Source organism: Streptomyces sp. CHD11, assembly GCF_018638295.1.
In the GTDB taxonomy this organism is placed as follows: domain Bacteria; phylum Actinomycetota; class Actinomycetes; order Streptomycetales; family Streptomycetaceae; genus Streptomyces.
Window position 1 is genome coordinate 51,241 of the sequence record NZ_JABTTS010000014.1, and the last position, 23,052, is coordinate 74,292.

At 72.3% G+C, this 23,052-nt stretch carries 15 protein-coding genes and 1 pseudogene; 9 read left to right on the forward strand and 7 right to left on the reverse strand.

All coding sequences use genetic code 11. The features are described from left to right. Positions 1 to 2: 2 nt before the first annotated feature. Positions 3 to 1,064 carry a nitrous oxide reductase family maturation protein NosD gene (locus HTV45_RS16960; protein WP_215206631.1) on the reverse strand — a complete coding sequence of 354 codons (1,062 nt, stop codon included), beginning with the start codon at positions 1,062 to 1,064 and terminating at the stop codon, positions 3 to 5. Positions 1,065 to 1,364: 300 nt separating this feature from the next. On the opposite strand from HTV45_RS16960, the gene HTV45_RS16965 reads away from it, so the two are divergent. Beyond that, positions 1,365 to 3,002, forward strand: coding sequence for an alpha/beta hydrolase (locus HTV45_RS16965; RefSeq protein ID WP_215206632.1), 1,638 nt, complete (start codon positions 1,365 to 1,367; stop codon positions 3,000 to 3,002). A 286-nt stretch (positions 3,003 to 3,288) separates the two neighbouring features. Here the strand turns inward: HTV45_RS16965 and HTV45_RS16970 are convergent, their stop codons facing one another. Then, positions 3,289 to 3,987, reverse strand: coding sequence for a FadR/GntR family transcriptional regulator (locus tag HTV45_RS16970; protein ID WP_215206694.1), 699 nt, complete (start codon positions 3,985 to 3,987; stop codon positions 3,289 to 3,291). A 146-nt stretch (positions 3,988 to 4,133) separates the two neighbouring features. On the opposite strand from HTV45_RS16970, the gene HTV45_RS16975 reads away from it, so the two are divergent. After that, positions 4,134 to 5,870 carry an IlvD/Edd family dehydratase gene (locus HTV45_RS16975; RefSeq protein WP_215206633.1) on the forward strand — a complete coding sequence of 579 codons (1,737 nt, stop codon included), beginning with the start codon at positions 4,134 to 4,136 and terminating at the stop codon, positions 5,868 to 5,870. Positions 5,871 to 5,915: 45 nt separating this feature from the next. Beyond that, complete coding sequence (locus HTV45_RS16980; RefSeq protein WP_215206634.1) at positions 5,916 to 7,103, forward strand: fumarylacetoacetate hydrolase family protein; 1,188 nt, start codon at positions 5,916 to 5,918, stop codon at positions 7,101 to 7,103. 91 nt (positions 7,104 to 7,194) lie between these two features. Here the strand turns inward: HTV45_RS16980 and HTV45_RS16985 are convergent, their stop codons facing one another. The 4 genes from HTV45_RS16985 to HTV45_RS17000 form a co-directional block, all read right to left on the reverse strand. Then, positions 7,195 to 9,576, reverse strand: coding sequence for a beta-glucosidase (locus tag HTV45_RS16985; protein WP_215206635.1), 2,382 nt, complete (start codon positions 9,574 to 9,576; stop codon positions 7,195 to 7,197). Between the two features lie 204 nt (positions 9,577 to 9,780). Continuing rightward, positions 9,781 to 10,674 carry a carbohydrate ABC transporter permease gene (locus HTV45_RS16990; RefSeq protein ID WP_215206636.1) on the reverse strand — a complete coding sequence of 298 codons (894 nt, stop codon included), beginning with the start codon at positions 10,672 to 10,674 and terminating at the stop codon, positions 9,781 to 9,783. Position 10,675: 1 nt separating this feature from the next. After that, positions 10,676 to 11,578 carry a carbohydrate ABC transporter permease gene (locus tag HTV45_RS16995; protein WP_215206637.1) on the reverse strand — a complete coding sequence of 301 codons (903 nt, stop codon included), beginning with the start codon at positions 11,576 to 11,578 and terminating at the stop codon, positions 10,676 to 10,678. Continuing rightward, complete coding sequence (locus HTV45_RS17000) at positions 11,575 to 12,885, reverse strand: extracellular solute-binding protein (protein WP_215206695.1); 1,311 nt, start codon at positions 12,883 to 12,885, stop codon at positions 11,575 to 11,577. Before HTV45_RS17000 ends, HTV45_RS16995 begins: the two co-directional genes overlap by 4 nt. A 530-nt stretch (positions 12,886 to 13,415) precedes the next feature. Here HTV45_RS17000 and HTV45_RS17005 point away from each other — a divergent pair. The 5 genes and pseudogenes from HTV45_RS17005 to HTV45_RS34340 all read left to right on the forward strand — a co-directional run bounded on the left by HTV45_RS17005 (position 13,416) and on the right by HTV45_RS34340 (position 20,779). Continuing rightward, on the forward strand, positions 13,416 to 14,444 hold the full coding sequence (locus tag HTV45_RS17005; RefSeq protein WP_215206638.1) for a LacI family DNA-binding transcriptional regulator: 1,029 nt from the start codon (positions 13,416 to 13,418) through the stop codon (positions 14,442 to 14,444). 684 nt (positions 14,445 to 15,128) lie between these two features. Continuing rightward, a complete protein-coding gene (locus tag HTV45_RS17010) occupies positions 15,129 to 16,562 on the forward strand; it encodes an endo-1,4-beta-xylanase (RefSeq protein WP_215206639.1) in 1,434 nt (477 codons plus the stop codon). Positions 16,563 to 17,004: 442 nt separating this feature from the next. Next, complete coding sequence (locus tag HTV45_RS17015; RefSeq protein WP_215206640.1) at positions 17,005 to 19,068, forward strand: SpoIIE family protein phosphatase; 2,064 nt, start codon at positions 17,005 to 17,007, stop codon at positions 19,066 to 19,068. A gap of 277 nt (positions 19,069 to 19,345) precedes the next feature. Then, positions 19,346 to 19,678 (forward strand): annotated as a pseudogene (locus HTV45_RS34845) (sigma-70 family RNA polymerase sigma factor); the annotation flags it as partial. Positions 19,679 to 19,957: 279 nt separating this feature from the next. After that, positions 19,958 to 20,779, forward strand: a complete 822-nt coding sequence (locus tag HTV45_RS34340; RefSeq protein WP_251692256.1) for a ribonuclease BN — start codon at positions 19,958 to 19,960, stop codon at positions 20,777 to 20,779. A 58-nt stretch (positions 20,780 to 20,837) separates the two neighbouring features. Here HTV45_RS34340 and HTV45_RS17025 read toward each other — a convergent pair whose 3' ends face one another. Beyond that, entirely contained in the window at positions 20,838 to 21,902 is a 1,065-nt protein-coding gene (locus HTV45_RS17025; protein ID WP_215206696.1) for a galactosyldiacylglycerol synthase, read from the reverse strand. 235 nt (positions 21,903 to 22,137) lie between these two features. Here HTV45_RS17025 and HTV45_RS17030 point away from each other — a divergent pair, with 235 nt between their 5' ends. Continuing rightward, positions 22,138 to 23,040, forward strand: a complete 903-nt coding sequence (locus HTV45_RS17030; RefSeq protein ID WP_215206642.1) for an SDR family oxidoreductase — start codon at positions 22,138 to 22,140, stop codon at positions 23,038 to 23,040. Positions 23,041 to 23,052: the final 12 nt, after the last annotated feature.

The following is a 23,052-nucleotide window of genomic DNA, read 5'->3' on the forward strand; positions in this document are numbered from 1 at the left end:
GGTCAGCACATTCCGGCGGGTTCGGAGAGCGTGCAGGTGTTGCGGCTGAAGGTGTTGGTCCGGGCGGTGTCCCGGTTGGCCAGGTCGGCCGGGGCGTTGCCGGTCACCAGGTTGTCGCGGATCTCGTTGTGCTCACTGGGGGTGCCGACGAGGCTCTTGAACAGCACGATGCCGCCGGACAGGGGGGAGGTGCCCTTGTTGTTCTCGACCCGGTTGAAGGCGACGCGCGTCTTCTCGACACCGGTGAGGACGATGCCCGAGCCCTGGAGGAAGGGGAGCCTCGGTGTCTTGGCGCAGTGCTTGTTGTTGGCGTGGATGCGATTCCACGTCACGTCCAGATGACCGGCGCGCGGCGTGGACTCGTCCCCCACCACGAACACGGCGGCGCAGTTGCCGGTGGCCTCGTTGTGGGAGACGCTGAGGTTCCGCAGCCGCCGTACCGTGACGCCGACCCGGTTGCCCTCGGTCCTGTTGTGCCGGACCGCCGTGCTGCGGGCGTCGCGGGCACCCTCCTCGGTGTCGACGGTGTTGGCGACGAAGAGTCCGGCGTCGCCGTTCGTCCGGGTGAGGTTGTGACTGATCACGCTGCTGACGGAGCGTTCCGCGGCGATGCCCCACTGGCCGTTCTTCTCCGCGGTCACGTGCTGGACCCTCAGGTCCTCCGTGCCGGTGGCCCACACTCCGTTCTTGGCGAAGCCACGCACCGTCAGCGACCGCACGCTGACGTCGTCGAGGGGCTTCTTGTCGGTGCCGGTGACGCAGATGCCGTTGCCCGCCTTGGCGCAGGCGCTCTTGCCGGGGGTCTTGGCGGGCACCAGGACGGTGCGGGTGGCACCGTGACCGCGCAGGGCGATGTCCGACTCGGTGATGTCGACGCTCTGCCGGTAGGTACCGGGCGCCAGCAGGACGGTGTCCCCCGGTTCGGCGGCGTCGACGGCTTTCTGGATCGACTGTCCTGGCTGTACACGGTGCACGGTCGGCTGCTGGGCCGACGGAGCGGCACCCAGCCCCGCGGCCACGACTGCGGTGGTACATGCGAGATACGCGATGTGGCGTCTGTTCATGAGCCGAAGCTATGAGCGGGTGTTCCGCCCCGCCACCGGTGATCACCCAGCCGGGCGCGGTGACCGCCGGGCCCCGGAACCGGTCCGTTCACCGGGCCGGCCGGCGGGATGACGGGGCCGTCCGGCGACTCCGTCCGCCCCGGTGCGCGCCGGCGGGCGCCGGCGGGCGCCGGGCTCGCCCGTTCGGCCGCGGTCGCCTCGCCCGTCCGGCCGCTTCACGGTGTCGTTGGCGTGACGCGCCCGCCGCCAGGGCATCGGTGGCCCCGGGCGCCCGGTCCGGCGCAGTGAGAGGGACGGAACATGCACATACCCCGAATACGCGGCCCCCTGGCAGGGCGCCGACGTCGTACCGCCGTCGTCGCGGCCCTGCTGGCCGGTTGCACGGTTCTGAGCGGACCGGGTCCCGCAGCGGCCGGCGGCGCTCCCCCGCCCGCCCCGCCCGTCCCGGAGCTGGACTGGACCCGGTGCGTGCCGGGCAGCGACTTCGACTGCGCGACCGCGAAGGTGCCCCTGGACCACGGCGATCCCGGGGGCCGCGCCATCGAACTGGCCGTCGTCAGACGGAAGGCGGCCGACCCGGACCGGCGCGTCGGCACCCTGTTCTTCAATCCCGGCGGCCCCGGCGGTCCGGGAACGGTACAGATGCCGCAGAACCACGCGTCCTTCCCGCGCGAGGTGCGGGAGCGGTTCGACATCGTCAGCTGGGACCCCCGCGGGATCGGCAACAGCACGGCGGTGAACTGCTTCGCGAGCCTCGAGGAGGCCGCCGGGTGGAGCGCGGACCGCGCCGCGGGCTTCCCGGTCGGGGAGGAGGAGCGGGCGGCGTTCACCGCCTCGTACGAGGAGCTGGGCCGGCGCTGCGAGCGGCGGGACCCGGAGCTGCTGCGTCATGTGTCGACCGCCGACACGGCACGCGACCTCGACCTGCTCCGCGCGGCGGTGGGCGAGGACCGGCTCAACTACCTGGGGATCTCCTACGGCACGATACTGGGCGCCACCTACGCGAACCTGTTCCCCGACCGGGTGCGGGCGATGATCCTGGACAGCAACTGGGATCCGCGGGCCTGGACGGACAACGCCTCGGACGAGGACGCCCGGCTGACGAGCTTCCAGCGACTGGGCTCCGACCGCGGTGCCGCGGCGACCCTGGACCGCTTCCTGACGCTGTGCGGGTCTGCCGGCACCGACCGCTGCGCCTTCTCCGCGGGCAGCCCGGAGGCGACCAGGGACAAGTTCGACGGGCTGATGCGGCGGCTGCGGGAGCGGCCCGTGGAGGGGTGGACCTACGCCGGCACGGTCGCCGACGTGGTGAACAGCTTCTACGTCGTCCACCCCGGGTGGACACTGCTCGCCGCCCGGCTGCAGGACCTCTGGCAGGGCCGCGCCCCGCGGCCGGCGCCGTCCCCGCCCCCGCCGGCGGTCCCCGACCCCGCTCCGTACCTGGGCGAGGAACAGAGCACCGCGGTGTTCTGCGGTGACAGTCCCAATCCACCGGACGCCGGGGCCTACCACGCCCTGGAGGAGCTGAGCGCCGCCCGCGCGGGCGACCTGGGGCGCTACTGGGTCTGGGCCACCGCCGCGTGCGCCTCCTGGCCGGCGGTCGCCGAGCACCGCTACCGCGGGCCGTGGGACACCCCGACGGCACACCCGGTCCTGGTGATCGGCACCACCTACGATCCCTCCACCCCCTACTCGGCGGCGCAGGCCATGGCGGAGGAACTGGCCGACGCCCGGCTGCTGAGGCACCACGGCCACGGGCACACCGCGCTGCTCAACCCCAGCGGTTGCGTCCAGGCCCACGAGAGCCGCTACCTGGTCGACGGCGTCCTGCCGCCGCCCGGGGCGACGTGCGAACAGGACACACCGCCGTTCGCCGCGCCCAGGCCGAGCGGCTCAGTCGCCACAGGCGGGGGCGGGACGGCCCGCACCGTCTCCTGAGGCGCCGGCGCCGGACGCCGGCGCGGTGGTGACGAACGGGCTGCCGGCAGCTGGCGGTGGGCGTTCCCCGGCGGGTCGCGCGGTACGGCCTCGCACGCCGCCGAGCGACCCGGCCGGCCGGACGGCTGCCCCGGGCGAGCGACCACCTCGTGCGGGGCCCTCGCGTCGGAGGCGCCGGAGGAGGATCTCGCCGGCACCCATCCTCCGCGCCGCCGTGACGCCGTGACGCCGCGGGGGCGCGGGGTCGCGGGGTCGCGGGGTCGCGGGGTCGAGGGGTCGCGTCAGGTCACGCGGCGCCGCCCGGCAGATCGGGCGACTCGGCGATCTCCTGTTCGGCGGCGTCGATGATGGCCAGGACGGCGGCCGCCGCGGCCGCGGGGTCGCGGGCCTCGACGGCGTGCACCACGGCGCGGTGGCCCGGCAGCGAGGCCTCCACCGCGCCGGGGGTCCGGGTGCTGACGAGGAAGCTGTGCTCCAGCGCGATGTCGACGGCGCGGCCCAGTGAGCCGAGGAGACGGTTGCCGCTGGCGTCGAGCAGCGCCCGGTGGAAGGCGATGTCGGCCTCGACGTAACCGCCGCGGCCGGGTTCCGCCGCCGCGGCCTCCATGGCGGCCAGGAGGTCGTACAGGGCGCGCACCTCGCCGGGGCCGGCCCGGTCGGCGGCGAGCCGGGCCGCCTCGGGCTCGACGATCCGGCGCAGTTCGGTCGTGTCGCGCAGCAGGGCCGTGGCCTCCCCGGCCTGTTGCCAGCGCAGCACGTCACGGTCCAGGTGGTTCCAGTGCTCCGGGGGCAGCACCCGCGTGCCGGTGCGCGGGCGTACGTGCAGCATCCCCTTGGCCACCAGTGCCTTGACCGCTTCCCGCACCACCCCTCGGCTGACGCCGATCTCGGCCGCGAGCGCGTCCTCGACCGGCAGCGGATCCCCCGGCTCCCACACGCCGCCCGCGACGCGCCGCCCGAGTTCGTCGACCACGCGCTGGTGCATGGTCAGAAAGTGCACCACGATCTTCGCTCACCCTCTGGACTCATTCATCGAATCATTTAATGATTGCGGTCCAGGGTACGGCCTGCGGGCTTCACCCACGACCCCATCGCGAAGCGGACGACGGCGAAGCCACGGGAAGGGCCCACATGACCGACGGTCGGAAGACGAGTCGCCGCAGCCAGGCATGGTTCGGCGCGCGGGGCCGCAGCGGGATGCTGTACCGCTCCTGGATGCGCAACCAGGGGTTCGGGCACGAGGTGTTCGACGGGCGTCCCGTCATCGGCATCGCGACCAGCGCCTCCGAACTCGCCCCGTGCAACGCCCATCTGACACGCGTCGCCGAAGCGGTCAAACGCGGTGTGTGGCAGGCGGGCGGCCTGCCGCTCCAGTTCCCCACCATGGCCACCGGCGAGACCCTGATGCGCCCGACCGCCATGCTGTACCGCAACCTCATGGCCATGGAGGTCGAGGAGCTGATCCGGGCCAATCCGCTCGACGGTGTCGTGCTGCTGTCCGGCTGCGACAAGACGACCCCCGCCATGCTCATGGGCGCCGCCAGCGTCGACCTGCCCGCCGTCATGGTCACCGGCGGGCCGATGCTCAACGGCAAGTACCGGGGCCAGGACGTGGGATCCGGCACCCACGTGTGGAAGTTCGAGGAGGACCTGAAGACCGGCCGGATGACCGAGGAGGAGTGCTTCTTCGCGGAAGGGTGCATGGCCCGCTCAAGCGGGCACTGCATGACGATGGGGACCGCCTCGACGATGGCCTGCGTGGCCGAGGCGCTCGGTATGCAGCTGCCGGGCTCGGCGGCCTGGCCCGCGGTCGACTCCCGGCGGATGGAGGTCGCTCAGGCGGCGGGGCAGCGCATCGTGACGATGGTGGAGGAGGAGCTGCGGCCCTCGGCGATCCTGACCCGGGAGGCGTTCGAGAACGCCATCCGGGTCAACGCGGCCATCGGCGGCTCCACGAACGCGATCATCCACCTCACCGCCATCGCCGGACGCGTCGGCGTCGAGCTGGACCTGCGGGACTTCGACGACCTGGTCCGCGCGGTACCGACCCTGGTCAACCTGATGCCCAGCGGCAAGTACCTCATGGAGGACTTCTGTTACGCGGGTGGTCTGCCCGCCGTCATGGCCGAGCTGCTCGGCGGCGAGCTGCTGCACGGAGGACAGATCACGGTCACCGGACGCACCATCGCCGAGAACAACGAGAACGCCGAGCGCGTCGACTCCGACGTCATCACCCGCCTCGACGCCCCCTTCCAGCCGGCCGGTACCGGTATCGCCGTCCTGCGCGGCAACCTGTGCCCCGACGGTGCCGTGATCAAGCAGTCCGCCGCGTCACCGCACCTGCTCACCCACCGCGGCCCCGCGCGCGTCTTCGACTCCCCCGAGGCCTATCACGAGGTGGTCGACGACCCGGACCTCGACATCGACGAGAACACCGTCATCGTCATCCGCAACGCCGGCCCGAAGGGCTACCCCGGCATGCCCGAGGTCTCCAACGTCCCGCTGCCCGCCAAGCTGCTGAAGGCCGGCGTCACCGACATGGTGCGCGTCTGCGACGGCCGGATGAGCGGCACCGGGTACGGGACGGTGGTCCTGCACGTGGCGCCCGAGGCCGCCGTCGGCGGACCTCTGGCCCTGGTGCGCGACGGGGACCCCGTCGTCCTGGACGTCCCGAACCGGGTCCTGCGCCTGGACGTGGACGACGCCGAGCTCACGCGACGCCGGCAGACGTGGAGCGCGCCCGCCGAGCGGCACGCCGGCGGCTACACCTGGCTCTACACCGAGAACGTGGAACAGGCCGACCGGGGCGCCGACTTCGGTTTCCTGCGCGGCAGCCGTGGCCACGAGGTCCCGCGCGACTCCCACTGAATCAGCCCCGGGCGACCGCCCCTTCACCCCAGGAGAGCATCGATCGTGGAATCGGCAGCAGCGCGCCCCCGTCCGGTCCTCACGGCCGGCTCCGTCCTGCCGGAGGACGCCGGCCGGGCCGCCCTCGTCGCGCGCGTCCACGACCCGGAGGTCGGCGGGCCGTGTGTGGCCGCGGTCCGCGGCGAGTACGCCGTCGACCTGACGGCCGTCGCACCCACCGTCTCCGACCTGATGGAGCGCGAGGACGCGGCGGAGGTGGTCCGGGAGGCCGGCGGCGGACGCGTCTGGCGCCTGGACGAACTGCTCGAGGCGCCGGCCGGCCTGCGTGACGCTCCCCGTCTGCTCGCTCCCGTCGACCTGCAGGTGGTCAAGGCCGCCGGCGTCACCTTCGCCCGGAGCCTGCTGGAACGCGTCATCGAGGAGCGCACGGGCGGCGATCCGGCGCAGGCCGCGCGGGTACGGGCCCGCGTCGGGCAGGTGGTGGGCGGCGCCCTCGACGGCATCCGTCCCGGATCGCCCGAGGCGGACAGGGCCAGGGAGCTGCTCGTCTCCGAAGGACTGTGGTCGCAGTACCTGGAGGTCGGGATCGGGCCTGACCCGGAAGTGTTCACCAAGGCCCCGGTCCTGTCCGCCGTCGGCACCGGCGCCGACATCGGAGTGCTCGGCGCCTCGGTGTGGAACAACCCCGAGCCGGAGGCCGTCCTGGTCGTCGACTCGCGCGGCCGGGTACGCGGCGCGGCACTCGGCAACGACGTCAACCTCCGCGACATCGAGGGACGCAGCGCCCTGCTGCTGTCCCACGCGAAGGACAACAACGCCTCCTGCGCGATCGGCCCGTTCATCCGGCTGTTCGACGGGGACTTCGGCCTCGACACCGTACGCGGGCTCGACATCGACCTGCGGATCGACGGCGCGGACGGCTACGTCCTGCACGGCAGCAGTTCGATGCGCGAGATCAGCCGCGACGTCCTGGAGCTGGTGGCCGCCACACACGGTCCGCACCATCAGTACCCGGACGGCTTCGTGCTGTTCACCGGAACACTGTTCGCCCCCACCGAGGACCGGCGGGCGGCCGGCGCGGGCTTCACCCACGAGTACGGCGACGTCGTGCGGATCTCCAGCCCCCGGCTCGGGGCCCTGGTCAACACCGTCGTCCCCAGCGAGCAGGCCACGCCGTGGACGTTCGGCGTACGGGAGCTGATGCGCAGCCTCGCCCGGCGCGGCGTGCTGTGACCGGCGGCCACCGCGCCGGGAGGGCGGAGAAGACGGCGTCAGGGCCCCGCCCCTGACACTCGGCGGCCCCGCACCCGGTTCCCTTCCGGTGTCACACCCGGGTGACCGGCTCCTGTCCGATCGTGGCGTGCAAGCGGCGCGTGTGATCCACGTGGCGCTCGGCTCCGGTCAACGTGACCTCGGCCGTCAGGCGCTGATCCGCGCTGGAGGCGGCCAGCCGCAGCTCCAGTCGGCCCGGTTCGACGACCCGCAGGCCGTCGCGTCCGGTGAAGGAGGCCACGTCGGCCGGGACCGTGACACGCAGGCGCCGGGCCTCGCCCGGCGCCAGATCGACCCGGGTGTAGCCGACGAGGCGCTGTACCGGCTGGACGACGGAGGCGACCGGGTCGTGCAGATAGAGCTGGACCACCTCGGTCCCGGACCGGCCGCCCGTGTTGCGGACGGTGAGAGCGAGGGTGAACTCCCCGTCGGTCGGTGTGTCCCGGACGTCCACGGTCAGGTCCGTCCAGTCGAACCGTGTATAGGACAGGCCGTGACCGAAGGCGAACGCCGGCGTCGGGTCGATGCTCGACACCCCGCCGGCCTGAGCGAGCCGGGCCCCGAGATACGTGGCCGGCTGGGAGCCCGGCCCGCGCGGCACGCTGACCGGGAGCCGTCCGGAGGGATTGGTACGGCCGCTGAGCACCCCGGCGATCGCGTGCGTGCCCTCCTCCCCCGGGAAGAAGGACTGCACGATGGCGGCGGACTCCTCCACGCCCCGGCCGAGGGCGTACGGCCGTCCCGCGAGCAGCACGGTGACCACGGGGGTCTCCAGGTCGAGCAGGGCGTCGAGCAGCTGCTGCTGCGCGCCGGGCAGCGCCAGCGTCTCCACGTCGCAGCCCTCACCGCTGGTGCCCCGCCCGAAGAGCCCCGCGCGGTCGCCGAGCACCACCAGGGCGACGTCGGCCTCGCCGGCCACCCGGGCGGCCTCGCGGATGCCGGAGAGGTCCCCGTCGTCGATGCCGGTGCCGCGGGCGACCGTGATCTCGGCGTCGGGGAACTCGGCGGCGAGGGTGTCGCGCAGCGTGGGCAGCTCGATGCCGAGCGGGGTCCCGGGGTGGCGGACACCGATGTGCTGGGGGAAGGAGTAGCAGCCCAGCACGGCGGTGGGCTCCTCGGCGTTGGGGCCGAGCAGGGCGATGCGGCGCAGCCTGTCGAGCGGCAGGGTGCCGTCGTTGCTGAGCAGGACGACCGCTTCCTCGGCGATGGTGCGGGCCAGCGCCCGGTTCTGCGGGCCGTCCAGGTCGATCCGGCCGCGCAGGGCGGCCGGATCGTCCGGGTCCGCCCCGTCGAGCGCGGCCGGCACGGGGTTCCAGTCCTCGTCGAGCAGGCCGAGGAGCGCCTTCTGGGTGAGGACCCGGCGCAGCGCGCGATCGACCAGCGCCTCCGGTACCCGGCCGTCGGCGACGGCCCCGGTCAGGGGGGCGCCGTAGGTCTTGACATTGGGCAGTTCGACGTCGATGCCCGCGCGCAGCGCCGAACCGGCGGCTCCGGCCCAGTCGTCCGCGACGCCGTGCAGGGTCTTGAGGAAGGCGATGGCGAAGTAGTCGGCGACGACGGTGCCGTCGAAGCCCCAGGTGTCGCGCAGCAGCCCGGTGAGCAGCTCCTCGTCGGCCGCGGAGGGTATGCCGTCGGTGTCGGTGTAGGCGTTCATCACCGACCGGGCACCGCCTTCGAGGATCGCCATCTCGAAGGGCGGCAGCAGGACGTCGGCGCGCTCACGCGGCCCCATGGAGGTGGGGGCGAGGTTGCGTCCGGCGCGGGAGGCCGAGTAGCCGGCGAAGTGCTTGAGGGTGGCGACGATCCCGGCGGACTCCAGGCCCTGCACGTAGGCGGTGCCGATGGTGCCGACGAGGTACGGGTCCTCGCCGATGGTCTCCTCGACCCGGCCCCAGCGGGCGTCGCGCACCACGTCCAGGACGGGCGCGAGCCCCTGGTGGACGCCCACGGTACGCATGTCGCGGCCGATGGCGCCGGCCATGCGGCGGACGACGTCGGGGTCGAAGGTGGCGCCCCAGGACAGCGGGACGGGATAGGCCGTCGCACCCCAGGCGGCGAAGCCGGCCAGACATTCGTCGTGCGCGAGAGCGGGAATGCCGAACCGGTTCGTGGCGGCGATACGGGTCTGGGTGCGGGCCAGGGAGAGCGCGCCCAGGGCGGGGTCCACCGGGACGGTTCCGAAGGGGCGGGTCAGCTGGCCCAGTCCGGTGGGCAGGAGTGCCTCGAGGTCGACGGCCTCCTCCATGTCGTGCTGATGGGGGGCCACTTCACCGCCCTGGTCGGAGGCGCCCACCCACACTCCGTACAGCTGGGCGGTCTTCTCTTCCAGGGTCATCGCGTCGATCAGGGCGTCGACCCGCGCGGTGACGGAGACCGCGGGGTCATTCCAGAGGGCGATTCCGGTGGTGTTCTCTACAGCCACGTTGGCGTTCACTTTCCTCCCACGCCCCCCGGGCCCTGGACCAGGGCGCGACGGGCGAACAGGTAGACGAGCGGGATTGAGGTGCCGGCCGGGGCCGGGGCGGGCGGGCCACGGACGCGGAGCCCGCCGGCCGGGCCCCGCCGTGTTCTGCCGGGCTTCGGCCGCGGAGCTCGCGGAGGGTCTTCGGCCACCGGCCGGCCACGGCGCCGGGGACGGTCACCGGCTGAATCCGGCGGTCAGCCCGCTGAGCAGCTGGCGGCGGCCGAACGCGTACAGGACCAGGACGGGCAGTGTGCTGAGGACGACGGAGGCGAGGACGGCGGGGACGTTGACGCCGTACTCGCCCTGGAAGGTCCACAGCGCGAGCGGCAGGGTCCGGCGGTCGGGGCTCTGTGTGAGGACCAGGGGCAGCAGGAATCCGTTCCAGATGGTCAGTCCGTTGAAGATGGTCACGGTGAGGATGGCCGGCCGGGTGAGCGGTGCCGCCAGCCGCCACAGTGTCGTCCACTCGGTGGCGCCGTCGACGCGCATCGAGTCGAACAGTTCCTTGGGCACGTCCCGGATGAAGTTGGAGAGCACCAGCACGGACAGCGGGATGGCGAAGGCGATCGACGGGAGGATCAGCGCCAGCAGACTGTCGTACAGATTCAGTCTGATGATGATCAGGTACACGGGGATGATCGTGGCCTGCAGGGGGATGGCCAGCCCCATCAGGAACAGCCCGTTCATCGCACGCAGGCTCCGCAGGTGCCGGCCGCGGACGATCGCGTAGGCGGCCATGAAGGAGATCGTGACCGCCGGCACCACGGCGCCGAGGGTGACCACGACGCTGTTCACGAAGTAGCCGATGAAGTCGGACTCGATGACCAGTCGGTAGTTCTCCAGGGTGGGGTTGCCGGTGGGCACCAGGGGGTTGGTCGCGTAGTAGCCGCTGCGCGGCTTGAAGCTCGTGATGACCATCCAGTACAGCGGCACGGCGACCACGACGAGCCAGATCCACCCGGCCAGGCCGCCGGCCCAGTTGCGCCGGCCGGCCGCCGGGCCGGAGTCGGGCGCCCGCCGGCGGGTCTCCTTCTCCGGGGTGTGCGCCTTGGTGAGCGTGGTGGTCATGTCAGGCCCCCTCGAGTTGGCTCGCGCCGGTGTCCCGGCCCCCGAGCCGGCGCAGCAGCAGAGCGAGACCGAGGCCCACGAGGACCAGGATGACCGCGATGACGCTGGCCGGTCCCATCTGGCTGGCCTGCCATCCCCGTTTGTACATGTCGAGTGCGAGGACCCGGGTGGCGTCGCCGGGGCCGCCCTCGGTCAGGACGAAGATGAGGTCGAAGAAGGTCAGAGATCCGACCACCATCAGCGTGGACGAGGTGATGATGGTGTATTTCAGCTGGGGCAGCGTGATGCTGAAGAACTGCCGGATCCGCCCGGCGCCGTCCAACTGCGCGGCCTCGTACATGGACTTCGGGATCTGCTGGACGCCACCCTGGTAGATCAGTGAGTGGAACGGGATGAACTGCCAGGAGACGACGAAGATGACGACGCCGAAGGCGAGCCAGGGGCGGCCCAGCCAGTCCTTGACGAGGGCGTCGATCTTCAGTCCGGCACCGAGCCCGAAGTTGGGGTCCAGCAGGGCCTTGTACGCGATCGCGATGGCGGCGGAACTGAGCAGCAGCGGGACGAAGTACACCACGGCCAGCACCGCGCGGTAGCGCTGGCGGCCGGCCATGAACGTGCCGAGCAGAATACTCATCGGAGTCTGGACGGCCCAGGACACGGCCATGACCAGGAACGTCACCCACAGGGCGTGCGGCAGACCGGGGTTGGTGAGTACCGTCCGCCAACTGGTCAGCCCCGAGGGGTCGATGGCACCGATGCCGTCCCACGTGGTGAAGCTCAGTACGAAGACACCGACGAGCGGAACCACGGCGAAGCAGAGGAAGAACACCAACGCCGGCGTCGCGAGCCACGGCAGGATGCTCCGGGACCCGTGACGCGGCGGATGGCCGGTGAGTGAACTCATGTGCCGATGACCGCATTCATGTTGGTGGCGAACTGCTTCGGGGACACGGACTGCTGGAACAGCTTGGCGATGTTGTCCAGCAGTGCCGCGGCCGCCGCCGGACTGAGCGCCTGGTCCCAGGACTGCACGAACGTCTTGGCCTTGCTGGCGATGCCGTAGTTCACCTGGAGGAAGTCGGCGCTCTTGGAGGCGGCCAGCAGTTTCTCGGTGCCCAGCCGGACCGGAACCGAGCCGTTGTCGATCCACGCCTCCACCTCGGCGTCCTGGAGGACACCGGTCGCGAAGAAGTCCTTGGCGATCTTCTTCTGCTCGTCGGTGGCCTTCGAGGAGATGGACAGGTACTGGGCGGGGTTGCCGACCGTGTTGCTCGGATCACCCTTGCCGCCGTCGACGGGCGGGAAGTTCATGTAGCCCAGCCCGCCGCTGGAGACGAAGTCCCCGCCGTCGGCCTGCTGGATGCCGTACGACCAGGCGCCGTGCAGCATCATCGCGGCCCGGTCGGTGTAGAGCAGCGCCTGGTCGGCGTTGGAGTCCGCGGTGATCGAGGAGAAGCCCTTGATGAACCCGTCGGCCTCGACCAGCTCCTGCACCTTGGTCAGCGCGGTGATGGAGTCCGGGTGGGACCAGGCGTTCTTCTCGCCCTCGATGATGGCCTGGAACACGTCGGGTCCGCCGATGCGGTCGAACAGGAACTCCAGCCACATCATGCTCGTCCACCGGGACTGGCCGCCCAGGGAGAACGGAGCTATGCCCTTGGCGTTGAACTTGGGCACCAGCGCCATGATGTCGTCCCAGGACTCAGGCGGGTTCACGCCGACCCGGTCGAAGACCTTCTGGTTGTAGTACAGGATGATCGGTTGCACGGTCTCGCACGGCATCGCGTAGATCTTGCCGTCGACGGTCGCCGCGCCGAACGAGGCCGGGAACAGCCGCTTCTTGACCTCGGACTGCTCGTCGAACCACGAGGTGAGGTCCTCGACCTGGCCCGCTTCCGCGTAGGTGCGCAGCGTCCCGCCGCCCCAGCCCCAGATGATGGTGGGCGCCTTCCCGGCACCGATGGCAGTCTTGATCTTCGTCTTGTACGCGTCGTTCTGATACGTGGTGTCTTTGATCTGGCTGTCGGGGTTGGCCTTGTTGAAGGCATCCACCGCGCCGGCTCTGACACCTTCCTGCGGCATGCCGTTCAGGTACCAGTACGTGGCCCCGCCGCCGCTGTCGCCGGGACCGGATGAGCCGCAGGCCGCCAGCGCCGCAGAGACCGGCACACCGGCCGCCAGGGCGAGGAGGGTACGTCGGGAGAGCGCCATGTTTTCTCCGCACTCGAGAGCCACCGGCATCTCGTGAGTCATGGTGAAAGGTTTTCGAAACAGCCTTCTTCGAGCTCTGTGCGTGCAAATTAGGTTTCGGGCTGATGTCATGTCAAGGCATGTGCAGCAGTGCGTTGAAAAGCCGCAGCGAGCCGTGGGCTACCGGGCTCCAGCGACTCTCGAGTAACCTCGACCATGACCGAAACTGTTTCGAAAAGGATCCAGGAGAGGGCGGGGGACGATGCGGCGGCCGCAGCAGACACGCCGTCGGTGCAGGTCACGCCCCGCCGACGGTGCGCCGGTGCCGTCCGCGCCGGGCCGGACCGTCGCGCGGCCGGGGCAGCGGCCCCCCTTCGTGGCCGCGGAGGACGCCGGGGCGCCTGCCGTGGCGCGGCGCGCGGTCCAGGAGCCCACCGGCACCTCCCGGACCAGGTCGGAGCCCGGTTGCCGTACGGTTGACCGGTTCCACCCGCGTCGCCGGCCCGCCCGGCGGCTCACCACCCTGGTGGACGTACAGCTGAGAGGAACCGATGCGACCGAACGCCAGGCGCACCACTTTGGCGGACATCGCCCAAGCGGCCGGGGTCTCCGTCGCGACCGTGTCCAAGGTGGTCAACGGTCGCGGTGACGTGGCGCCGCACACCCGCACCCGGGTGCAGGAACTGCTGCATCAGCACCACTACCTCGCGCCCGTGTTCCGTCACACCGAGTCGGTCCAGAGCCCGACCATCGAGGTGCAGTTCAAGGGCGGCCTCAAGTCGTACGTGGCCGAGACCCTCGAGGGCATCATCGACTCCGCCGAGGAGTCGGGGGCCTCGGTGGTGATCAGCAAGGCGTCCCACGCCCCGCACTGGGCCCGGGATCTGGTCTCCGCCGGGCGCCGCGCCGTCATCGCGGTCACCAGCGTGTACACCACAGCGCACCTGAACGAACTGGCCCGGACCGAGCTGCCGCTGGTCGTGCTGGACCCCCTGCATCTGCCGGACAGCCGGGTCAACAGCGTCGGGGCCACCAACTTCGCCGGCGGCCTGACCGCGACCCAGCACCTCCTCTCCCTGGGCCACCGCCGCATCGCCTATCTCGGCGGACCGGCCATGGCCGTCTGCAACCAGGCACGCACGCACGGATACCGCGCCGCCATGGAGGCGGAAGGAGCGCCGGTGCCCGACGCCTACGTCCGGCCCGGAGAGTTCACGTACGAGACCGGATTGCTCGGCGCCACGGCACTGCTGAGCCTCGAAGAGCCGCCGACGGCGGTCTTCGCGGGCAACGACGAGATCGCCGTCGGAGTCATCGAGGCCGCCCGCGCCCGGGGCCTGCGCATCCCCGAGGACCTGAGCGTGGTCGGTTTCGACGACACCAGCGTGGCCCAGATGGCCTCGCCCCCGCTGACCACCGTGCGCCAGCCGCTGCGGGAGATGGGTGCCGCCGCCCTGCGTACCGCCCTCCGGCTGGCCAACGGCGAGAAGGTCGAATCCCACCACATCGAACTCGCCACCGAACTCGTGGTGCGCGCCTCGACCGCGCCGCCCGGCAAGGGGACGCCGACGCCTGGGTGATCACCGGCGGAGGACATCGAAAGTTTCGACTCCTTCCCAGAGGCTTCGACGTCACAAGCTAGGAACACGAGCTCTCCGGGTCAAGGCCTGGCGCCGATCCGTCCTCACCGGGCACCTCCCTCTCAGGGCTTGACAAGCCCTCACGCCCACCGGACCGCTGCGGAGCAGGTTCGCCGCGCGCCTCTCCAGGGTCCTGAAAGTTTCGAAGAGGGAACCGAAACTCCTTCTGCGCAAGGTATTGACGATCCACCGTCAATACCTCAATAGTCCCTGTCTGAGGACGCGGCAGCGGTTCGACATGCCGGACCGACCGCACAGTCACCCGACAGATCCGCGCACCGAAGCACCCGCGCCACCCCGTTCCGTTCCGGTGAGGTTCGTACCCGCGCACGCAGACTCTCCGCACCGTGGGAGAGGTACGCGACGCCGCGTGACGATCCCCCGGCCGAGCCGCGATGGAGTACCTCCCTTGCCTGTGTCGAGACACCGCCACCGCCCGCCCGCACGTCACCCGACGGCCGGCCGGGGGCCGTCCGTGGCGGCTGAGACCGTCCCGGCCCCCTGGGCGCGGCCGACCGCGTGCTGCCCGGGTTCCGGCCCGCCCCGTCCGTCGACGAGTGGGGAGCGGACGACGCGTTCCCTCCGCCCCAGTCCTTCCGTGATGTCCACCTTGGAGGCACAGTCATGGGCTCGTACGCCCTTACCGGATCCGTCCGACGGAAAGTCCGCGGCCCGCTGATGGCGCTGGTCGTCGGCGTCCTCGGCGCGGCCACCGTGCTGGTCGCACCGCCGCCGGCCCACGCCGCCGAAAGCACGCTCGGCGCCGCGGCGGCGCAGAGCGGCCGCTACTTCGGCGTCGCCATCGCCTCGGGCCGGCTGAACGACTCGACGTACACCACGATCGCCAACCGTGAGTTCAACTCGGTGACGGCCGAGAACGAGATGAAGATCGACGCCACCGAGCCGCAGCGGGGCCGGTTCGACTTCACCGCCGCCGACCGCGTCTACAACTGGGCGGTACAGAACGGCAAGGAGGTGCGCGGCCACACCCTGGCCTGGCACTCCCAGCAGCCCGGCTGGATGCAGAGCCTCAGCGGCAACGATCTGCGTCAGGCGATGATCGGCCACATCAACGGCGTGATGGCCCACTACAAGGGCAAGATCACGCAGTGGGACGTCGTGAACGAGGCCTTCGCCGACGGCAGTTCCGGAGCCCGGCGCGACTCCAACCTGCAGCGCAGCGGCAACGACTGGATCGAGCTCGCCTTCCGCACCGCGCGAGCCGCCGACCCGTCCGCCAAGCTCTGCTACAACGACTACAACGTCGAGGACTGGACCTGGGCCAAGACCCAGGCCATGTACTCCATGGTCCGGGACTTCAAGCAGCGCGGTGTGCCGATCGACTGCGTCGGCTTCCAGGCGCACTTCAACAGCGGCAGCCCCTACAACAGCAACTTCCGCACCACGCTCCAGAACTTCGCCGCCCTCGGCGTCGACGTGGCCGTCACCGAACTCGACATCCAGGGCGCCTCGCCCACGACCTACGCCAACGTGATCAACGACTGCCTGGCCGTCGGGCGCTGCCTCGGCGTCACGGTCTGGGGTGTGCGGGACAGCGACTCCTGGCGATCGGAGCACACGCCGCTGCTGTTCAACAACGACGGCAGCAAGAAGGCCGCCTACTCCGCCGTCCTCGACGCGCTCAACGGCGGCGACTCCCCTACTGAGCCCCCCGTGGAGTCCGGACAGATCAGGGGCGTCGGCTCGGGCCGCTGCCTGGACGTGCCCAGCGCCGCCACCACCGACGGCACCCAGCTCCAGCTGTGGGACTGCCACAGCGGCACCAACCAGCAGTGGGCGTCCACCGATGCGGGCGAGCTCAGGGTCTACGGCGACAAGTGCCTGGACGCCGCCGGCACCGGCAACGGCGCCAAGGTCCAGATCTACAGCTGCTGGGGCGGCGACAACCAGAAGTGGCGCGTCAACTCCGACGGGTCCGTCGTCGGTGTCCAGTCCGGCCTCTGCCTCGACGCCGCCGGAGGCGCCACCGCCAACGGCACCCTGATCCAGCTCTACTCCTGCTCCAACGGCGGCAACCAACGCTGGACCCTCACCTGAGGGACGCGCGCCGGCGAAGGGGCCGGCCGGTGAGCCCCTGAGACGCGGCTTCCTGCCGTGCGGGTTGTCCGGAGGGCACACTGCCTCCGGACAATCCGTACGCCCGGGCCGCGGCCGCCGGATGCCCCGAAGGAGACGGGGGTCGCCGACCGCGTGCGGGCCCTCGGCCTCGTCCGGCAGCCCCGGCGGTCACCGCGTCAGGGTGCGGCACTCCCGGACGGCGCTCCCCCGTGGCCCTCCCCGGCGACGGCGTCCGCTGTCTGGATGCCTTCGCTGCACGGTGGGCGTACTGTCCGCATATGCGCGGTGTTCGGTCTGACTGGAGCGACGCGGTCCTGCCGGGGACGGCGGCGCCCGTGTTCCGGCAGCCGGGGCACGGCGCGGCCGGACGGAGCGGACCGGGTCCGCTCGCCGTGCCGCCGAGGGGCCGGGCGGGCGGCTGATGGAGGCCGCGATGGCCGCCGTGGTGCGGGAGAGCGGAGCGTACGGCGGGCTGCTGTATGTGCTGCCGCCGGGCGACAGCGCGTTGTGGCTGGTCGTGGCGGCAGGTCTGCCGCGCGAGCTGGCGGCCCCCTGGCAGCGGGTCGCGCTGTCCGACCCGATTCCGGTGGCGGACGCCGTGCGTGAGGGGCGCCTGGTGTGGCTCGGCGGTCAGGAGGAGATGGCGCGTCGCTATCCGCGGCCGGCTCTCGTGCTGCCGTACGACTTCGCGATGGCCGCCGCTCCGCTCACGTCGGGAGGCGAGAGCCGGGGCGGGCTGGTGCTGCTGTGGCCCGGAACCCGTTCACCGCAGCTGAGCCCCGCTGAACGCCGGGTGGTCGAGGCGGGCTGCGCCCGCCTCGGCGACCTCTTCCGGCAGCGTGCGGACCGCGGCGACCCGCTGCTGCCCGGAAGCCGGCCGCTGACCCTGCCCCTGCCGAGCGGGCGCATCGTCCCGCCGGACGAGGCATCGGCGGCCGCGGCATTCATCGACCGTCTGCCCGGGGGGTCCTGCGCACTCGACATGCATGGTCGCCTCGTGTTCGTCACACCCGGCGCCGCCGAGCTCCTCGGTGCCGGTCCGGACCACCTGGTGGGCGCCCTGCCCTGGGAAGCGCTGCCGTGGATGGACGTCCCCCAGGTCGAGGACCGGTACCGGGCCGCGATGGTCAGCCGTGAGCCGCAGACGTTCACCGTCCTGCGCCCGCCGGACACCTGGCTGGCCTTCGAGCTGTACCCGGACCCCTCCGGGATCAGTGTCCGCATCAACGCCGCCGACCCCTCCGCGGCCTCTGCCGCGGCACCGTCCGTGCCGGCCGCCGGCCCCAGCCGCGCCACGCTGCTCTACCACCTGATGCAACTGGCCGCGACCCTGACCGAGGCCGTCGGCGTCCAGGACGTGGCCGACCGGACCGCCGCCCAGCTCCTGCCCGCTCTCGGCGCCCAGGGTCTGGTGCTCATGACGGCCGAGGAGGGCCGCCTGAAGATCATCGGTCACCGCGGCTACAGCACCGACCTCATGGAACGCTTCGACGCCGTCCGCCTGAGTTCGGACATCCCCGGCGCCAGGGTGCAGGCCACCGGCATCCCGGGCTTCTACACGACGTTCTCCGATCTGCAGCACGACTACCCCTCCGTCGTGCACGAGGACGGGATGGGCGCATGGGCCGTCCTGCCGCTGATCGCCTCCGGCCGTCCCCGCGGCTCCCTGCTCCTCGCATACCGCAGGCCTCATGCCTTCCCGCCCGGTGAACGAGCCGTCCTGACCTCCCTGGCGGGTCTGGTCGGCCAGGCGCTCGACCGCGCGCTCCTCTACGACGCCAAGCACAAAGTCGCCCACCGCCTGCAGTCCGCACTGCTGCCGCACACTCTTCCCCGGATCCCCGGGCTGAGGGTCGCCGCACGCTACCTTCCGGCAGCCCGGGGCCTGGGCATCGGCGGTGACTTCTACGACCTGATCCACCTCGCCGAGCACACCGCCGGTGCCACCATCGGTGATGTGCAGGGCCACAATGTGGACGCCGCCGCGCTCATGGGGCAGGTCCGCACGGCCGTCCACGCCCACGCCACCGCGGGCTCGTCCCCCGACCAGGTGCTGGCCGGAACGAACCGTCTGCTCAACGACCTCGAACCGGACCTGTTCACCAGCTGTGTGTACGTCCACCTGGACCTCGCCGGCCGGCGCGCGTGCATGGCGACCGCCGGTCATCCCCCGCCACTGCTGCGTCACTCCGACGGGCGCACCGAACTCCTCCGAATCTCCCCGGGCCTCCTGCTCGGCATCGAGCCGGAGGCCCGCTATCCGACCCTGGACGTGCCCCTGCCGCCCGGCTGCGTGCTGGTCCTGTACACCGACGGGCTCGTCGAGGCCCCCGGGGTGGACATCGACAACGCCACCGCGGCCCTGGCCGGGCTCCTCGAACACGCGGACCCGGCCGACCTCGACACCATGGCCGACACCCTCATCCGTCACGCACCCAGTCCCGGGGACGACATCGCCCTGCTCCTCATCAGTCCCGAGGAGTGAGCCCCCGGATCAGTCCCGAGGAGTTGAGCCCCCGGTCTCCGAGGACGGGGCTCCGGCGGCCGTGACGCGGGCGGACCCGCCCCGGCCCGGAGGGCAACCGGCCGGGACGCCGCGTCACCCGCCGGACGGACAGCGTTCCCGCACGCGGCTCAGGCCGCGTTTCGGGGCCCTGCCGAGGGGTGAAGTCCGAGACTGACGTGGGCGCCACGGCCCCTGACGGTGCGGTGACCGTCCACGTCGACGATCGTCTTCCGCACGCCGACACCCCCCGAGGCCCATGTCCACCGCACCAGTCGCCGACGTGATCCGGACGCGCGGGACCGCCGCGCCCGAACCGTCCCCGGAGCAGCTCGACGCACTGCTGCGCGAGTGCGCGGAGCAGCCCCCGGGGCCGCGGCGGGCCGCTCCGCGGGATCGTGCCATCCGTCTGCTGCTGCCGATGGTCCGAAGGGCCACGCGCCGTTTCCGGCACCACGGGGAGGACTCCGACGATCTCGCGCAGGCCGCGTCCCTGGGGCTGGTCAAGGCGGTGGACGGCTACGACCCCCGCCCGGACCACCCCTTCCTCTCCTGCCCGCTCCCCAGGATCACCGGCGAACTGCGGAGGCATCCGCGCGACCGCACGGCCGTCGTACGCCCGGTGCCGTGGCGCTCCACACACGTCCGGTGGCGCCGGAGACCGGTGTGCACCGGCTCGCGGGCGTCCTTCGGGACCGGGCCCCGGACACCGGCGCCGGACGTCGTCCGGTGCGGCCGGCGGACCGTGCGGCCGCCTCCGCCGCCGCGCGCCAGGGCAGAAATCATCCCCGCCCAGGTCCGTCCCGTCCGCCGCCGGGCGGCACGGACAAGGGCACGCGAGCCGACGAAGGAGCGCACCGTGAGGCGTCACCTGCGCGCGCTCCGGCGCGGATGGCACTGGCTGGGTGCCCAGTCCCTGATCCGGCGCGGCCGTGATCTCGAGCTGATGCACAGGGCCATGGGCTTCGCGACGCTGGCGCTCGTCACGCTCGCACCGCTGCTCATCGTGATCGCCGCCGCCGACCCGCTCGGCCGGGGTGGTTTCGCGGCCTGGCTGGCGGACGGCATGGGACTGTCGGGCCGGTCCGCGCGCGTCCTCGCGGAGATCATCAGTCCGCCGCGCGAGGTGGTCGGGACCACCAGTCTGTGGGGTGTGCTGGCACTCGCCGCGTTCGGCATCCCGTTCGGCGGGAGCGTCCAGAACGGCTACGAACGGACCTGGAGCCTGCCTCCGGGACCGTGGCACCGGATCTGGCGTCAGGCCACCTGGCTGTGCGTCCTGACCGCGTACCTCTACCAGGAAGGGCTGACCCGCGACGCCATGCACGGGCCGGAGCGGATCACCGTCTCGCTGGTGACCGGCGTGCTCTTCTTCTGGTGGGGACAGCGCTTCCTGCTGGGCGGCCAGGTCCGCTGGTGGCATCTGCTGCCGGGCGCGCTCGCCACCATGGCGGGCCTGATCGGCCTGCGCAGCTTCTCCTACTTCGTCTTCACCCCGCTGATCGTCGAGAACGCCATCAGCTACGGCACCGTCGGTGTCGTCCTCATCGTGGAGTCCTGGCTCATCGGCGTGGGTTTCGTCATCTTCGGCGGCGCCCTGTTCGGCCGCTGGCTCCTCGACCATCACGGGCACCGGTTCACCGAGGACCTGCCCCCGCAGCCCGGGGCGGAGCCGGCGGGCGACGGCGGCTGACCGGGTGCACGGGGTCCGCCCGACCGGCTGCCCCTGCCGCTGTTCCGGTTCCCTGCGGTCACGCGGAGGGCACGCGGGCGATTGCGTCCACCCGGGCCAGCACGTCGCCGCGGAACAGCTGCCGTCCGCGGGCGATCCGGTGCTCCCGGTACGGGCCGTCCGCCGACAGCCGCCGCAGAGCGCGCAGCAGGGCCGAGGCGTCCGTGGCGGTCTCCGAGACGCCGAGTGCCGCCATCCTGCGGACGCCCTCCGCCCCGTGGCCGGGCAGCGGACGGTAGCCCACCACGGGCGTCCCGGAGGCGAGTGCCTGGACGGCGGTCTGCCCGGCGGCGTTGTCGATCAGGACCCGGGACGCCCGCAGCAGGCCGGGCATGTCGGTCACCCAGTCCGGTACGAGCGTGCCCGGCAGCCCGGCCAGGCGGGTCCGCAGGCGTTCGTTGCGGCCGCACAGCACCACCGGGAGGAAGCCGGCGCCGGCGAGCAGCCGTGCGGTCCGGTCCAGTTCGCAGGCGGCGCCCCAGGCACCGGCGGACAGCACGACGGGCGGGCGTCCGGGGGCGTGCCGCTCGAAGCGCCGCCGCCACGGCCCGGCTCCGGGCGCCGGTGCGAAGAAGCCGGGTGCCACGACCGGTCCGGTCGTCTCGACGGGTACCGGGACGCTCCGGCCCACGTCCCGCGCGGCCTCGTCGGTGAGACAGAGGTACAGGTCGTTGCCGGGGTGGAGCCACTGCCGGTGGACGGCGAAGTCGGTCATGAAGACGGCGCTCGGCGGCCTCAGCCGCTCCCGTGCCCTGAGATGGCCGGTCAGCTGGGCCGCGAGATGGAAGACGGGAACGACGACGTCGGCGCCCGTGCGCTCCGTCAGCTCCGTCAGCCGCTGGCCCGCCAGCCGGGCCAGCGGCAGACCGCTCGGGCGGTACCGGGGGCCGGGACGCAGCAGGGCGCGGTAGAGGGCCGCGTACGCCCAGGGGAAGTGCCGTACCGAGGACTGGTAGAAGAGGCGCAGGCCGGTGCCCAGGCCGCAGGGAAGGAGCCGCAGGACGTCCACGACCTGCGCCTCGTGGCCCTGCTCCCTGGCGCGGCGGGCCAGTTCGCCGGCCACGGTGTCGTGGCCGGCGCCCATGCTCGCGCTGACGATCAGCAGTCGCGGCCTGCCGTTCGCCGGAGTGCCGTGGCGGGGTGCCGGGGACGGTGGGTGCACGTGGTGCCGTGTCTCCCTGCGCCGTGCCGGTGAAACCCGCGCGGCCGCGTTTCGGCCACCCGTACCGGGATACTACGGTTTGTCCCCTTCGCCGAACGCCGGGGCGGCCGCGGTCGCGGTCTCCCGGGCGTTCATCCCCGCAGCCGAGGTACAGCCGATGTCTCACGCTCCCCGTGCCGGCACCGCCGGCGTGTCGTCCCCCGGGACGTCCGTCACTCCGGCGGGCGTGATGCCGGAGGGCGTCGCGCCCGGGTCCCCGGCCGGCGGCCCCGGGCGCCCCCGCACCGCCCTGGTGACCGGGGCGTCCTCGGGCATCGGCGCCGCCGTGGCCCGGCGGCTCGGCGCACAGGGGTGGCGCCTCGTCCTCAGCGGACGGGACGCCGGGCGTCTCGAGCGGGTGGCGGAGCAGGCGGGCCGGGTGGCGGAGCGTCCCGGCCCGGTCGTGGAGCGGGTCCCGGCGTCGGTCTTTCCGGCGGATCTGACCCGGCCCGGCGCCGAAGGGCGGCTGGCCCGGTTCACCCTCGGGCAGAGCGGCCGGGTGGACCTGCTGGTGGCGGGCGCCGGTATCGGCTGGGCCGGGGACTTCACGGCCATGCCCCCGTCCGCCCTCGACGAGGTCGTCGAGGTCGATCTCCTGTCCACGCTGCGACTGGTCCGGCAGGTGGTGCCGTACATGGTGGAGGCCGGTTCCGGGCGCGTGGTTCTCGTCGGATCCCTGGCGGGGACGGTGGCCGTGCGGGGAGAGGCGGTGTACTCGGCGGCGAAGGCGGGGCTCGCCGCCTTCGCCGACGCGCTGCGCTACGAGCTGCGCGGCAGCGGCGTCGCGGTCAGCCTCGTGGTGCCGGGGGTGGTCGACACCCCGTTCTTCGACCGGCGGGGAGTCCCCTACGAACGGTCGTGGCCCGGACCGGTCCCGGCCGAGCGGGTCGCCGACGCCGTGTGGAGCGCCGTCCGCCGGGGGCGGGACGAGGTCTACGTCCCCGGCTGGCTGCGGCTTCCCGCCCGGGTGCGCGGCGCGGCGCCGGGCCTGTACCGGCGGCTCGCCGCCGTGTTCGGCTGAACGGCGACCCGG